This window comes from Bradyrhizobium sp. MI1.7 (assembly GCF_055811795.1).
Genome location: NZ_JBVVPO010000017.1, coordinates 105,508 through 119,112 on the forward strand (window position 1 = coordinate 105,508; position 13,605 = coordinate 119,112).

A 13,605-nucleotide genomic window follows, 5' to 3' on the forward strand; every position below is an offset into this window, starting at 1 on the left:
CATGGCGGGAAACACCCCCCCCCCAATCTAATCGGGGGGGGGTCTTTGGTCGGGTTTGGGCGGGGTCTTCTATTCACCCCCCCCCCCCGCCGGGCCGGGGGGGGGGGGGGCCCCCGCCCCCCCCCCGGCCGCGTGATCAGCAGCGCTGCGCCGATCACGAGAGGCGCAAGGCCGATCGCCAGCAGTTGGAACTCGGATACGCCGTTGAAGACGAGGTATTTCAGGACGCCGGCGAGCAGGCATGCGATCGGCATGGCAAAAACCGCCAGTGTCGTGAAGGCGCGCGGATCCGGAGCCGTCGCGCTGAGGCCGATGATCACTGCGGCAAGCGAGAGGCAGAGCGCGGTGGTCGGCCATCCCGCCATCACGAAGATGATTGCAATGAGGATGAAGTGGATCGCGGCCCTGACGCCGGCTGCCGCTGCAATGCGAGGCGAGCGGTAAAGCGGCGCGCGCCATTGCCGGAGTGGATGGTTTCCGGCCCGCAGCGCCTCGAGGCTGTCGCGCACGTCTGCATTCCTGCGGATGATCTGATCGCGCAGATGGGTCCGGCAGATCGCGATCAGGCCGGAGGCGTCGGGGTTTCGGTCGTCCCGGGACGTCGCGGATGCGGCCGGCAGCGCGGCAAGCGTACGGGCGTGCGCGAGCTCGCTCACGAGGCCCACCATCGCGGAGCGTGCGGCTGCGGTTCTGGCCGGGCCGCTGATCGACTCCGTGACGAGGCTCGCGATCTCCGGATGCAGGGCCGCGACATCGCGCAACATGTCCGCAGCAGCGGTCGCGGATGAAGCTTCACCGCGGACGGCGCGTTGCGCGAACTCCGTGACCCGGCGATGCAGTGTTTCGAGACGGCTCGCCAGAACCGGATGATAGTCAGGCGCGGCGAGCACCTCGTTGACCAGAGCGACTGCGAGGACGCCGATGGCGATGGCGGCGCCCCGGGCGACGCCGGTCGGAAACACCTGCAACGGGCTGTCGATCTGCTGAATGGCAATCAGGGCAACGGTGATGCAGCTGAGAGCCGCCGCATAAGCGCGATTGCCGTCCAGCATCCCGGCGACGTAGACGCAAAGTCCGACCCAGATCCCCAACACTGCGGGCAGAAGCGCGCCGGTTTGGGAAAAGGTGCCGGCGATGGCGATCGATGCGATCACGCCGATGGCGGTTGCGAGCAGCCGATAGCCCGCCTTTTCCATGCCCTGCGCGCGCGTGGGCAGCGCCAGGATTGCCACGGTGACGGCTGCCGACGAGGGGGATTCGAGTTCGAGCCAGAAGCTCACATAGAGTGCGAGGAGCATTGCCAGCAGGACGCGCAGCGCGAATGCCCAGGAACTCACCGGAAAGCCGGCGAAGACCCGCGGGCGGATGTCGTCGGCAGCGCTGGTGGCGTCCCCTGGCAATTATGCTCCCTCCATGCGCGGCAAAGCGTGCGGCCTGCCGGCGTCGCGAAATCAAAGGGGAGCATGAGCTGTGCCGGCGGTATTTTCGGTCCATCAACCTGCTTTCGGGAACGCACGCCGGGAAGGCGCAGTTTGCCCGAGCCGGGGGCCCGACTATTGCGGCGCGTGGCCCGCCAGGGCCTCTTCGAGGCGGCGGATGATCTCGTCGCCGCTGGACGGCTTGCCGAGATAGCAATGCGCGCCAGCCGCCATGACGCGCTGGCGCACGGGTTCGCTGGGGAAAGCGGTCATGAAAATGATCGGGAAATGGCGGCCGGAGGCAACCAGGCGCGCCTGCAATTCATCGCCGGTAATGACCGGCATCTGAACGTCGGCGATCATGCAGGCCGGATCTTCTCCCGCCGGTTCCCGCAGGAAGGCGACGCCGGACTCGTAGGCGTGGGCTTCATAGCCGAGCGAACGCACGAGGCTCGCCAGCGACGCGCGCACGCCTTCGTCGTCGTCCACGATCGCAATCACCGGGGTTTTGGCCATTGGCACACATCCTGACCGCTGTGTTCCGCAGGGAGGATATCTCCCATTGGGCGGCCGATGGGGCCTTATGCACCGTGCGGCAGTCCCGCCGGAATTATACTCAGGTTTGGTCCGTAGTCTTTCGGTTCTGGGAAATCCCGAGCGCTTCGGCCTTGCGAACGAGGTCGGCCAGCGAGCGGACCTCCATCTTGCGCATGACGTTGCCGCGGTGGATCTTGACGGTGATCTCGCTGAGGCCGATCAGGCCTGCCACCTGCTTGTTCATCAAGCCGGCGGTCACATGGCCCATCACCTCGCGCTCGCGCGCCGTCAGGCTCTCATATTGGATGCGGATATCCTCCTTCGTCGCGGCTTCCGCGCGGCGCTGCGCATCGCGCTCGAGCGCTGCCGTCACGGCGTCGAGCATGTCCTGATCGCGAAACGGCTTGGACAGGAAATCCACGGCGCCAGCCTTCATGGCGCGCACCGACATTGGAATGTCCCCATGACCGGTCATGAAGATGATCGGATATCTGATGCCCTGGCGGGTCAGTTGCCCCTGGAGATCGAGGCCGCTCACGCCCGGGAGCCGGACGTCCAGCACGATGCAGGCCGGTTTGTCGGGCATGACGCCGCCAAGCAGCTCGGCCGGTGAGCCGAACAGGCGTGTCTCGAGGCCGACGGATCGGAACAGGCTGTCGAGCGAGGCACGAATGCTCGCGTCGTCATCAACGATGATGACGACTGCACTGGAGGATTGGGCCGGCGGTTGCACTTGGTTTGGTCGTGTCATGGCAAGGCGTGTTCTTGGCTAAATGGCAGTGTCAGGTGGAATGTCGCGCCCGAGCCCGGAGAGCTCTCCACGGACAATCGGCCGCCGTGAGCTTCCACCGTCGTTCGGCAGATCGCAAGTCCCATGCCCATGCCGCCTCCCTTGGTGGTGAAGAACGGATCAAACAGGTGCGGCAGGTCGTCAGGCTGGATGCCCGGGCCGCTGTCCTCGACCGTGATGGCGAGATTTTCACCATCGACGGTTCCGGCGCGCAACGTGACGGTGCGGGAACCCGGCCGGCCTGACATGGCCTGGCCGGCATTGATCAGAAGATTGACCAGGACCTGCTGAAGCTGGATCCGGTCGCCGCGAACCGGCGGCAGGCCATGCTCCGTCTTGACGATGAGGGTGACGTCGTCCTTGACGAGCTCGCGCGCGACCAGGAGGGTCGCTTCCTCGATGATCTCGTCGATCTGCAGCAGATCCTGCTGGGTAGGGGCCTTCTTCAGGAAAGTCCGGATGCGGGTCACGATCTCGCTGGCGCGGCGGCCCTGAGCAACGACGTGACCGATCGTCGTCGCAACTTCCTTGAGATCGGGCACGTCGCGGCGCAGCCACCGCAAGCCGGCCTCGCCGCTGGTGACGATCGCTGCCAGAGGCTGATTCACCTCGTGGGCAATGGACGCGCTGAGCTCGCCGAGGGTGGCGACGCGCGCGGCATGCGCCAGCTCCGCCTGCGCCGCGAGCAGCGCATCCTGTGCCTGCTTGCGTTCGGTGATGTCGATGACGAAGGCGAGCACGTTGCGATCTCCGTCGGGCTCAGCCGGAAAGGTGATCGTAAACAGGACGGGAACCTTGCGTCCGTCGAGGCTCACGAGATCGGTCTCGCCTTCGTGGAACCGCTCTCCTTCCGCGAATGCGACCAGCGCGCCGAGGAAACTGCGGTCGTTCTCCCCCAGAAGCCTGTCCACGTTCGCGATGAAGGCCGCAGAGCCGCTTGCTCCCGCCATCTTCTGGAGGGCCGGATTGACGTCGGAGATTCTGGTGAGCTGGCGGGCATGCCGCACGAATTCAGGATTTCGTGCAAGGTAGTCCCGCAACGTGGCGCCTCCGGTCTCCAGCGAATTCAGCGCGGTCCGCACTGCGCTCCAATCCTCCTCGACGACGCCGACCCGGCTTGCGTCGAACATCCGGCGGTATCGCTGCTCGCTCTGCACCAGCGCGTTATGTGCCGCGACGCGGTCCGTGACGTCGGTGTGGGTTTCAAGGACTCCAACGGGTTTGCCGAGATGGTCGTGCTGGAGCGCCCATCTTGCATCGACGGTGAGTGCGCCGCCGGCCTTCGTCCGCTGCTCCAGCCTGCCTTCCCATCGGCCGATGTCGAGCAGGCCGGCCTCGATGGCCTCTCGCCGGTCGGGATATTTGGTTCTCAGCAGCGCGTCGGCGAGTTGCCCGACCGCCTCGTCGGCCGACCAGCCGTAGGCCTGTTCCGCGGCCCTGTTCCAGAAACTGATCACGCCGCCGCGATCCCTGACGAAGATCATGTCATGCGAGAGATTGAGCAGGCGCGCCTGCGCCGCGAGGCGCTTCGTCGCCGCCTGATTCTGGAGCGCCAGCAAGGTCGTGATTCCGATGGCTGCGAGGCTCACCAGCGCACGAAGGGCAGGCGAGGCGATCGCCTCCAGATCGTGCGACAGTAGATAGGCGGTTATGGTCAGGACGCTGCAGCCGACAGCGGCGGCGATGATGTCGTTAAGCCGGTGCGTCCTCGCCGCGAGCAGGATCGCAACCACGTAGAGAACCGCGACCGCGCCCTCGAGCGGCGTCAGCACATCGACCAGGAAAACCGCGAAAGCGAGGACGGCAGACCAGAAGCGCAAGCCGGCGCGGCTCATCGATGAACCCGTGGCCCGATCAAGACTGGTCATCGTCGCTGGTGGTCGCTCTGCTCATTTTCGGTCACGTTGATGCCGCGATTTGATCGGGCCGACAACATGCGGCAACATGATTTTCGTGCTCTCTTGAAAGACGTTGCCGCGGTTTGATCCCGCGCGCGTGCCGATGAGGCACATTCCCCGGCAAAAACGGGGTTTTGCGTGAGTTTCCGACCATTGGCGAGCGCGTCAACTTACCGCAGGGCGAGATCAGTTCCGCCATCGCGGCGAACGGGACGCCCGTGCGGCCGGCGACGCCGCGGTCATACCTAGGTATGACGCGATCAACCCGAGAACCTATCCGGTGCACCCGCGCGTAGAATGGAGCGCGGGGACCGCCGAACTACTCTGCTCCCACATTCGGACGAGCCATTGGGTCTCGCCGGATCGAAAATGGGACAAGGAGTTCGACGATGTCGCTACAGATGTCACACCCGCTAGGCGCGAAGGATCATGTCGTCGGCTCGATCGGCGTCTCCGCCATCGATGGTTGCCAGTCCGGGCTTGCGGAACGTCCGGATCGCGCCGGCGAAAAGGCGATGACGCTGTCCCTCGTTCACCTCGATGTTGCCCTGGCCATCGAGACGCCCCCGCCGGGCGTGCGGAGATGCGCCGGCGACGGGCCCAGCTTCAGGGTATCGGCGAAACGCCTCGCGCGTGCCTCGGTCGAGACCGATCGGGAGGCCGGTGCAGGCGAGTTCCCGGACCCGGTGATGCGAAGCCTCTCCGATGCGCTCGCGGCAACCGAAGCGGCCCATCATCCTCACTCCGCCATCCTTGCGGACGCCTTGCGTCTTGCCATCCTGACCCGCAGAGCCAGCCGGCCGACGGCCGTCGCGCGCAACGAGACCGATCAGGCCGACGAGCGGTGCCGGTCTGTGCGGTCGTTACAGAAATGGCGCCTCAAGCGCGTGCTGCAATATGTCGACGAGAATTTGGCTGGCAAGATCACCTTGCAGCATCTGGCGGCGGTCGCCGGCCTCAGCCGCATGCACTTTGCCGCGCAGTTCCGCGCGGCCGTCGGCATGCGGCCACACGACTTTCTGCTGAAGCGGCGGATCGAACGCGCCCAGGAACTGCTGAGGCGCGCCGACGTCTCGCTGGTCGACGTTGCCTTGACCGTCGGATTCCAGACCCAGGCGCATTTCACGACGGTATTCAAGCGTTTCGCCGGCGATACGCCTTATCAATGGAGGAGCGCCTACCTTGCGCAATTCCTGCCGCTGCCTCGCGCCGAAGTTGGGCCGTCATGAGCAGTGTTGGCATTGAGGCCCTGATGCTGCCGCTGGCCGGCATTCACCTGGCGATGACGCAGCATGAAGTCACGGGCGTGCTGGAGATCGCCCGTGCTCTCGGCAACTCCTATCGCCTGGCATCGTCAGATCCGGGATCCGGCGCTCTCTATGGCCGGTTCATTTTCGATTTCTGCCGAACCATCGTCACGGTTATCGCGCGATAGCCTCGAGCCCTTTACAAGCGGGGCAGGTCAAGCGTTAACACTGCGATGGCAAACCGCAGAGCGAGAGTCATGAGAGCCTACAAAGTCGTCGACGCCTTCTCCTCCAAACCCTTCCTGGGAAACCCCGTCGCAGTCGTCCTTGATGCTGAGGGGCTGGCGACGGCCGAAATGCAGGCAATTGCCCGCTGGACGAACCTGTCGGAAACGACATTTCTCTTGCCGCCCACGAGTTCCGAGGCGGACTACCGCCTGCGCATTTTTACCCCCCGCAGCGAACTGCCGTTTGCCGGGCATCCGACGCTCGGCAGCGCCCATGCGGTGTTGGAGGCGGGCCGCGTGATGCCCCGGGGCGGTCGTCTCGTCCAGGAATGCGGTGTCGGGCTGGTGCGGATTGCCGTGGAGGGCGACGGCGCGGAGCGGCGTCTGACGCTTGCGTTGCCGCCGGCGAAGGTCGCGGCTCTTTCAGCCGCAGACGTCGACGAATTGGAGGCAGTCATCGGGCATCGGATCGTTCGCGAGGTGGCTCCAGCGATCGTGGATGTCGGGGCCGTCTGGGTCGTCGCGCAACTTGCCGACGCGGACAGTGTGCTCGCGCTGACCCCGGACTTCCGGCGCTCGGCTGCCTTCGAGAAGCGGCTCGGTGTGACCGGGCTCTCGCTTTTTGGCCGTCACGCTGATGGCGAGGCGGCTATCGAGGTGCGTTCTTTTGCACCATCATGCGGCGTCGAGGAGGACCCGGTATGCGGCAGTGGAAACGGTGCCATCGCCGTGTTCCATCGCGACCGCGGTCTCCTCAAGGCCGGGACGAGCTACACGGCGGCGCAGGGGCGCTGCGTCGGGCGCGATGGCCGCATCGCCTTGGCGATCGAGGCAGACGGCGAGATCAGCGTTGGCGGCGCTTGCGTTACGTGCGTGGATGGCAGGATTGCCGATTAAGCCACAGGTCGATGGTCGATCATGCCGCGCTTCGGCTGCGGTATGCATATTGAGTCAGACCCGCTAACGCACCGCGACCGCGACGGCAGACAAGGCTGCCGGAAGGGACCAGGCCCAGTCTCCCAGCACTGAAACAGCCGCCGCGGCGGCGACACAGCCGAAGATGAAGCCGAGCAAACGATGGAGCGAGCGACCCAGCGGCGTTGAATCATGCGGCAGCAGAGGGGTGCGTGGAGCGAGCAGGTCCATCGCCGACAAGACGGCATTGGCCAGATTGCCGGTCATCACCGCGGTCGAGATCGCGCCCGGCAGAGCGAGGCGAAGGAGCGCGTACTGGCAGGCCATGGCCGACACGGCGATCATCGCGGCCGCGCCGGCCCGGGATCCAGCCGCATCGGCAGACGGCCTTGTGATGACGCTGAAGATCAACAACGCGGCCAGCACGAGGAACTGAACCCGAAGCAACAGTCGCGCCAGGCTCGAACCGTGCCGGCCGGAAGCTTGGGCGATCAGCCAGACGGTCGCCAAGGTCAACATGAAAACGGGAATCGCCAACAGCTGTGCCCAATGAAACGAGCCGCCATCGACGGCAACGACGGCGGCCAGCACGATGTTGCCGGTCACGTGAGCCGTGAAGATATGACCCAGCGTGAAGAAGCCGGTGAAGTCGACCATTCCGGCGATGACGCTGAGCAACGGTGGCAGTCGCGCCTCCAGGCGCGACAGCTCCGTTGCGTCATCCGCTGAATCCGCGGACCTTTGCAGCATGAGGAGGTCTCTGGCGAGCAGGGACATCTTTGGCTACTCCGATGCTGGCCGTTCGCATGGGCCGCTCACTGACCGCCGGCTACTGTGCCGTCCATCCGCCATCGACCGCGATCGCGGTGCCCGTGATCTGGTCCGCCGCGGGCGAGCACAGGAAGGCCACGGTGCCTCCAAGCTGCTCCGGAGAGACGAACTCGGACGACGGTTGTTTCTCGCCCAGGAGTGTCGTGGCGGCGTCCTTTTGGCTGATGTTCTTCTGTGCGGCGATGTCGCTGATCTGCTTTTCGACCAAGGGCGTCCGCACCCAGCCGGGACAGACTGCGTTGCAGGTCACGCCGCTGCCGGCGGTCTCCAGGCCAACCACCTTGGTCAGGCCGATCAACCCGTGCTTGGCGGCGACGTAGGCGGCCTTGTGTGTCGATGCGACGAGGCCGTGGGTGGAGGCGATGTTGACGATCCGGCCCCAGCGCTGCTTCTTCATCTGGGGCACTGCTGCCGCGATGCCGTGAAACGCGGCCGACAGGTTGATGTCCAGGATCGCATGCCACTTGGCCGACGGAAATTCTTCCACCGGCGCGGTGAACTGGATGCCGGCATTGTTCACGAGGATATCGAGGCGTCCGAACGTCTCGATTGTCGCGGCGATCAATCGGCGCACGGCATCGCCCTTCGACATATCGGCGCCGTCGTAGACCACGCGCACGCCGTGCTCGCGCTCGATCCCGCTGCGGATGGCTTCGATCTCGCCGGGGTCGCCGAAGCCGTTCAACACGAGGTTGACGCGGAGCCTGGCCAACTCTCTGGCGATTCCGAGCCCGATACCGCTGGTCGATCCGGTGACGACAGCGACCTTATCCTTCAACATGGCAGTTCCTTTCGACGTCAGGTGGGGTGGGGGACTAGTGGGTGCCGCCGGCCTCGATCTGGCCGGGCTTCTTCAGCATCATGGAGGCGGCGAGTGCGACGATCAGCGCGACACCGAGCAGGTAGAACATGTCGCCGAAAGCCAGGATGAAGGCCTGCTTCTGCACGATCTTGCCAATCGCGACATAGGCGCGGTGGGTGGCGTCGATGCGATCGGTCACGCCGTGGTTCATGAAATACTGCGTCAGCTTCTCGAGCCTGGCTTGCGTGGCCTGCTCCAGCAGCGAGACCGACTGCGTCAGCACGTTGGAGTGATATTGCTCGCGCTTGGTGAGCAGCGTCTGCAGCAGCGCGATGCCGACGGCGCCGCCGAGGTTGCGCATCATGTTGAACAGGCCCGAGGCCGAACCCGCGTTCTCCGCCTCGATGCCCGATGTCGCGACAGCCGACAGCGGAGCGAACACCAGTGCCTGACCGAAGGCGCGGACGACGTTCGGCCAGAAGAGCTGGTCGGTGGCGTAGTCGTTGGTCATCGAGATGTTCATGAAGTTGGAGGCTGCGAACAGCGCAAAGCCGACACCGATGATGAGCCGCGCGTCGAAGCGCCGTAACAGCTGCGGCACCAGCGGGATCAGCAACAGCTGCGGCAGCCCGGTCCACGCTAGCACCATGCCGATCTGCTCGGCGTTGTAGCCCCGGATGCGCGATAGATAGACGGGCAGGATGAAGACCGAGCCGTAGAGCGCGATGCCGAGCAGGAAATTGGCGAGGATACCGAAGCCGAAATTGCGACGCGCCAGGAGGCGGAGGTTCAGCAGCGGCTTCCGTTCCGCCAGCTCGATCCACAGGAAGGCCGACAGCGCGATCGCCGCGACAATCGACAGCTTGACGATGAACGGCGAGCCGAACCAGTCGTCCTTGTTGCCTTCCTCGAGCACGGTCTGCAGCGCGGCGAGGCCGATCGCCATGGTGGCGATCCCGGCCCAATCGCCCTCGCGCAGCAGCGACAGCTTCATCGGCTGCGACTCGAGCGAGACGAACAGCAAGCCGATCATGACCGCGCCCGGCACCAGGTTGACATAGAAGATGTACCGCCAGCCCCAGTTCTCGGTGAGATAGCCGCCGATGGTCGGCCCGATCGCGGGCGCAAAGGTCGCGGAGATCGCAAACAGCGCCAGCCCGATCGGCTGCTTCGCCTTTGGCAGCAGCGTGATGATGAGCGTGAACGCCATCGGGATCAGCACGCCACCGGTAAAGCCCTGCACGGCGCGCAACACGATCATCTGCGACAGGTCTTGCGCCAGCGCGCAGGCCGCCGAGAACACCAGGAACAACGTCGCATTGGTCAGGAGATAGATGCGGATCGAGAACGCCTGCGCGAGCCAGCCGGACAGCGGGATCACCACGATCTCGGCGATCAGGTAGGAGGTCGAGATCCAGCCGCCGTCATCGATACCGGCCCCGATCGCGCCCTGGATGTCAGCGAGCGAAGCGTTGACGATCTGGATGTTGAGCACCGCCATGAAGGCGCCGAGCGTGGCGCCGGCGATGGCGATCCAGGTCTTGGCGGAGACCGCCGGGGCCGGTGTGGTGACGGGCCGCTCGCCTTCGCCGGCGGGCACGGCATCGATGGCCGGTTGCAGTGTGGTCATGGTTGTCTGCTCGTCGCTTGCGAGAGAAGCATGGCCTGAACGGACTGTCCGCGAGGAGACAACCGCCAGGGACGCGTGTTCATTCAACTGCGAGGCTCGGGGCGGCGCGATGCGAGGCGCTTCTTGTTTTCGCGTTCGGCGATCGCCGCCGATTTGGTATTGATGGTCGGCTCGGTCGACATGCCGGGACGGAGCAGGCCGGTCAGGCTGCGGTCGTCGAGGACGATTTTCACCGGCATGCGCTGTACGATCTTGGTGAAGTTGCCGGTCGCGTTGTCGGGCGGCAGCAGCGCAAACTCCAGGCCGCTTGCAGGGGACAGGCTGTCGACATGGCCGTGCAGTCTGGTGCCGCGGAAGCTGTCGATGGTCAGCTCGACGGGCTGGCCGCCGCGCACATGGGTGAGCTGGGTTTCCTTGAAATTGGCGACGATGTACACGGCATCGAGCGGGACGACGGCCATCAGCTGCGTACCGGCCTGGACGAACTGCCCGACCCGGAGCGAGCGCGCACCGACGGTGCCGTCGACCGGCGCGATGATGCCGGTGTAGGAGAGGTTCAATGCCGCCTGCTGCTCGACCGCGCGGGCGCGGTCGCGCTGCGCGACTGCCCTGGCGCGTTCGGTGGAGAGCACGTCGACCTTGCGCTCGGCCGCGAGCAGGCCCGACTTGGCGTGCTGCAATTGCGCGGCGGCGGCGCGCAGTGCCGCATCGGTCTGCTGCGCGCGCTGCACCGTGCCGGAGCCCGTCTTCATCAGCCCGTCGTATCGGACCTGCTCTTCCTGCGCGAACTTCAGATTGGCCGTGGCGGCAGCGACATCGGCCGTGCCTTGCTCGATGATCGGCTGCTGCAGGGCAAGCTGTGCATCGAGATTGCGGACAGTGGCGTCGGATGCGGCGACGTCGGCGCCGGCCTGGTCGAGCGCGGCGCGGAAATCGCGATCGTCGATCTTTGCCAGCAACTGGCCGGCCTTCACCGTTTCGTTGTCGCCGACCAGGACCTGCGCAATATAGCCCGACACTTTCGGTGAGATGATCGTGGAATCCGCCTTCACATAGGCGTCGTCCGTGGTCTCCAGATAGCGGCCGATGGTGAGATAGTGGTGGCCAAACTCGGCTGCGGCGACGACGCCCAGGGCCAGTGCCAAGGCGAGGGCGGCCCGCTTGATCGCCTGCCCGGATGGCCGAAGGTTGGCTTTGGCGCCCTGCTCGGGAGCATAGGAAATGGAAGACATGGTATTCTCCGAAACGAGGTGGGCGGTGAGATTCAGTCGCGGCGATGGACGTCGTGGGTGACGATGCCGAGCTCGGGAGCCGGCGGGTCCAGGCGGCGCGGATCGGCCAGCGTGCGGCGGATATCGTCCAGTCCGCTCTGCCAGTGAGCGCGCATCGCGCTCAGCCCGAACTCGTAATCCCTCGAATGGCCCTCGTGGATCTTGGTCTGATAGATCAGGTGCACGATGTTGTAGCAACGGTGGCGCGCCATCTCGGCGATAGCGCGGATCTCGGGATCGTGCCTGGCGGCGTCCGGCAATTTCGCGATCGTGCGCTGCAAGGCCTGACGCATCTTCTGCATCCGCAGTACCTGGTCGGTCACGGCGCGTGTGCGGCTCGAATACTGGATGTCCTTCTGCCGGCTCGACACTTCCATCATGTCGTGGGGAACGTGGCCCTTGGCCGACCAGAGATCGATCTGGAACGTCAGCGTGTCACACGGCTCGCCGGACAGCACGCGAGATAAAGGCGTGTTCGAAACCACGCCGCCATCCCAATAGTGCTCGCCTTCGATCTCGACGGCGGGGAAGCCCGGCGGCAACGCACCCGATGCCATGAAATGCTTCGGTCCCAGCCGGCGCTCGGCGGTGTCGAAATAGGTCAGGTTGCCGGTGCGGACGTTGACCGCGCCGACGCTGACGCGCACGTCGCCCGAGTTCAGCCGGTCGAAGTCGACGAGCCGTTCCAGCGTCCGGTGCAGGGGGGCCGTATCGTAAAAGCTGGTCGCGGAGTCGCCCGAGAACGGTGACCAGAGCGGGGAGGGGAAGCGTGGCTTGAAGAAGCCCGGCTGGCCCTGGATCAAGGCCCGCGCCGCCGCCATCGCGTTGCGTACCGAGTTGATGTCGAACGCAAAGGGCAGGGCGTTGGCGAGCCCTTCGCCGGCGGGCCACTCTATCGAAAAGGCGCAGATGGTTTCCCAGAACTCGCGCAACCGTCCAACACGCTCGCCTTCGGGCGAGCCCGCGATGATCGCGGCGTTGAGCGCGCCGATCGAGATGCCGGCCAGCCAGTTCGGCCGGATGCCGGCCTCGTGCAGGCCTTCATAGACTCCGGCCTGATAGGCGCCGAGTGCGCCGCCGCCTTGCAGCACCAGGGCGACGACATCGTAGGGCAGCGAATTGCTCCGCTGCGGCACAGGATTGGTTTGCTCGCGCATCACGTTCAGCATTTTGAGGACTCCCGATGGTACGGATGATGTCGATCAGCCGGCATTCGCGTCGACCAGGGTTTCGGAGGATCCGCGCCGCCGCACGATTTCGCCCGGGGCCAGATAGTCGTGGACCACGGTGCCGAGCCCGAGCGTCAGGTCGGCAACGATATGCTTCGCCGAGAGCACCTGGAGGACCGGCAGCTCGGCGACGGGAGCGAGGGCGTGCGAGTACAGGTCGAGCGCAGCCGGCCCAGTCCAGGCGCCCTTCACGGTGATGTCCTCGAGATGGAAGCGCACCAGCTCGCAGATGCGCGGCGTGCCGTCGACATGCGGAATGATCTTGAGCAGGAAATTCGGTGCGGCGAGCTTTTTTGCTTCGGCCGCGGCGTCGAGGGCCCGGTGCTTGTAGCCCATCGTGCCGGTCGCGATGCGGACCGAGCCGTAGTTCAAGGTGCCGACCAGCGTGTCGGTCTCGACCTCAAGCTTCGGCTGCGCCAGCTTCTTGGGAAAGCCCCAGAGCTCGCGCCCGCCCGCAATTGGCGGATGATCGTTGAGGAACATCTGGTGGACGAAGCTGCCGGCCTTGCCCTGAAAGGACACCGGAACGACCTGCCCACTTTCGGTGTAGTCGCCAAATCCGGTCGAGTCCGGCATTCGGATGAACTCATAGTTCACTACGGGTTCGGTGATTTCGAGTGGTGCCGGCACGATCCGGCGCAGTGCCTCGGGATCTGTCCGGTACTGGATGATGAAGTATTCGCGATTGATGAAGCGATAGGGGCCGGGCGGGAAAGCCGGGCTGGTCAGCGGCATGGCGAACGCGCTCGCGCGCACGGTCTCGTGTTTCATCATGGTTGGCTCCGGTTGGTATGGGGTGATCGGGCCGGG

At 65.3% G+C, this 13,605-nt stretch carries 13 protein-coding genes; 3 read left to right on the top strand and 10 right to left on the bottom strand.

Annotated elements, in window-relative coordinates; genetic code table 11:
- The 4 genes from AC0L3X_RS18105 to AC0L3X_RS18120 form a co-directional block, all read right to left on the bottom strand.
- Positions 1 to 1,400 (bottom strand): FUSC family protein (locus AC0L3X_RS18105; RefSeq protein WP_473316571.1); only part of this gene is annotated, 1,400 nt, incomplete at its 3' end.
- 153 nt (positions 1,401 to 1,553) lie between these two features.
- On the bottom strand, positions 1,554 to 1,934 hold the full coding sequence (locus AC0L3X_RS18110) for a response regulator transcription factor (protein WP_038955794.1): 381 nt from the start codon (positions 1,932 to 1,934) through the stop codon (positions 1,554 to 1,556).
- Between the two features lie 100 nt (positions 1,935 to 2,034).
- Complete coding sequence (locus AC0L3X_RS18115) at positions 2,035 to 2,706, bottom strand: response regulator transcription factor (protein ID WP_063984266.1); 672 nt, start codon at positions 2,704 to 2,706, stop codon at positions 2,035 to 2,037.
- The gene (locus tag AC0L3X_RS18120) at positions 2,703 to 4,580 is read right to left on the bottom strand and encodes a PAS domain-containing sensor histidine kinase (RefSeq protein WP_231144517.1); all 1,878 of its coding nucleotides are present in this window, start codon (positions 4,578 to 4,580) and stop codon (positions 2,703 to 2,705) included. The genes AC0L3X_RS18115 and AC0L3X_RS18120 overlap by 4 nt, the downstream gene beginning before the upstream one ends.
- A gap of 452 nt (positions 4,581 to 5,032) precedes the next feature.
- Between AC0L3X_RS18120 and AC0L3X_RS18125 the strand changes: the two genes are divergently transcribed.
- The 3 genes from AC0L3X_RS18125 (at position 5,033) to AC0L3X_RS18135 (ending at position 7,014) form a co-directional block, all read left to right on the top strand.
- Positions 5,033 to 5,872 carry a helix-turn-helix domain-containing protein gene (locus AC0L3X_RS18125; RefSeq protein ID WP_231144518.1) on the top strand — a complete coding sequence of 280 codons (840 nt, stop codon included), beginning with the start codon at positions 5,033 to 5,035 and terminating at the stop codon, positions 5,870 to 5,872.
- Positions 5,869 to 6,078: a hypothetical protein gene (locus AC0L3X_RS18130; RefSeq protein ID WP_063984263.1), complete on the top strand. Its 210-nt coding sequence runs from the start codon at positions 5,869 to 5,871 to the stop codon at positions 6,076 to 6,078. Before AC0L3X_RS18125 ends, AC0L3X_RS18130 begins: the two co-directional genes overlap by 4 nt.
- Before the next feature lie 69 nt (positions 6,079 to 6,147).
- Entirely contained in the window at positions 6,148 to 7,014 is an 867-nt protein-coding gene (locus tag AC0L3X_RS18135) for a PhzF family phenazine biosynthesis protein (protein ID WP_473316572.1), read from the top strand.
- Between the two features lie 63 nt (positions 7,015 to 7,077).
- Here the strand turns inward: AC0L3X_RS18135 and AC0L3X_RS18140 are convergent, their stop codons facing one another.
- From AC0L3X_RS18140 to AC0L3X_RS18165, 6 genes are all read right to left on the bottom strand, one after another.
- The gene (locus AC0L3X_RS18140; protein WP_084795221.1) at positions 7,078 to 7,809 is read right to left on the bottom strand and encodes a YoaK family protein; all 732 of its coding nucleotides are present in this window, start codon (positions 7,807 to 7,809) and stop codon (positions 7,078 to 7,080) included.
- Positions 7,810 to 7,861: 52 nt separating this feature from the next.
- Entirely contained in the window at positions 7,862 to 8,644 is a 783-nt protein-coding gene (locus tag AC0L3X_RS18145; protein WP_063984260.1) for a 3-hydroxybutyrate dehydrogenase, read from the bottom strand.
- Positions 8,645 to 8,678: 34 nt separating this feature from the next.
- On the bottom strand, positions 8,679 to 10,295 hold the full coding sequence (locus AC0L3X_RS18150) for an MDR family MFS transporter (protein WP_063984259.1): 1,617 nt from the start codon (positions 10,293 to 10,295) through the stop codon (positions 8,679 to 8,681).
- 83 nt (positions 10,296 to 10,378) lie between these two features.
- Positions 10,379 to 11,527, bottom strand: coding sequence for an HlyD family secretion protein (locus AC0L3X_RS18155; protein ID WP_063984258.1), 1,149 nt, complete (start codon positions 11,525 to 11,527; stop codon positions 10,379 to 10,381).
- Between the two features lie 32 nt (positions 11,528 to 11,559).
- Positions 11,560 to 12,735, bottom strand: coding sequence for a patatin-like phospholipase family protein (locus AC0L3X_RS18160; protein ID WP_354095260.1), 1,176 nt, complete (start codon positions 12,733 to 12,735; stop codon positions 11,560 to 11,562).
- Positions 12,736 to 12,768: 33 nt separating this feature from the next.
- The gene (locus AC0L3X_RS18165) at positions 12,769 to 13,566 is read right to left on the bottom strand and encodes an acetoacetate decarboxylase (protein ID WP_063986512.1); all 798 of its coding nucleotides are present in this window, start codon (positions 13,564 to 13,566) and stop codon (positions 12,769 to 12,771) included.
- Positions 13,567 to 13,605 lie beyond the last annotated feature (39 nt).

Excerpts from the sequence above, each read along its gene's own strand:
- AC0L3X_RS18165 (WP_063986512.1), bottom strand. The coding sequence starts at position 13,566 with ATGAAACACGAGACCGTGCGCGCGAGCGCGTTCGCCATGCCGCTGACC.
- AC0L3X_RS18155 (WP_063984258.1), bottom strand. The coding sequence starts at position 11,527 with ATGTCTTCCATTTCCTATGCTCCCGAGCAGGGCGCCAAAGCCAACCTT.
- AC0L3X_RS18150 (WP_063984259.1), bottom strand. The coding sequence starts at position 10,295 with ATGACCACACTGCAACCGGCCATCGATGCCGTGCCCGCCGGCGAAGGC.
- AC0L3X_RS18140 (WP_084795221.1), bottom strand. The coding sequence starts at position 7,809 with ATGTCCCTGCTCGCCAGAGACCTCCTCATGCTGCAAAGGTCCGCGGAT.
- AC0L3X_RS18115 (WP_063984266.1), bottom strand. The coding sequence starts at position 2,706 with ATGACACGACCAAACCAAGTGCAACCGCCGGCCCAATCCTCCAGTGCA.
- AC0L3X_RS18120 (WP_231144517.1), bottom strand. The coding sequence starts at position 4,580 with ATGAGCCGCGCCGGCTTGCGCTTCTGGTCTGCCGTCCTCGCTTTCGCG.
- AC0L3X_RS18130 (WP_063984263.1), top strand. The coding sequence starts at position 5,869 with ATGAGCAGTGTTGGCATTGAGGCCCTGATGCTGCCGCTGGCCGGCATT.
- AC0L3X_RS18160 (WP_354095260.1), bottom strand. The coding sequence starts at position 12,735 with ATGCTGAACGTGATGCGCGAGCAAACCAATCCTGTGCCGCAGCGGAGC.
- AC0L3X_RS18135 (WP_473316572.1), top strand. The coding sequence starts at position 6,148 with ATGAGAGCCTACAAAGTCGTCGACGCCTTCTCCTCCAAACCCTTCCTG.
- AC0L3X_RS18110 (WP_038955794.1), bottom strand. The coding sequence starts at position 1,934 with ATGGCCAAAACCCCGGTGATTGCGATCGTGGACGACGACGAAGGCGTG.
- AC0L3X_RS18145 (WP_063984260.1), bottom strand. The coding sequence starts at position 8,644 with ATGTTGAAGGATAAGGTCGCTGTCGTCACCGGATCGACCAGCGGTATC.
- AC0L3X_RS18125 (WP_231144518.1), top strand. The coding sequence starts at position 5,033 with ATGTCGCTACAGATGTCACACCCGCTAGGCGCGAAGGATCATGTCGTC.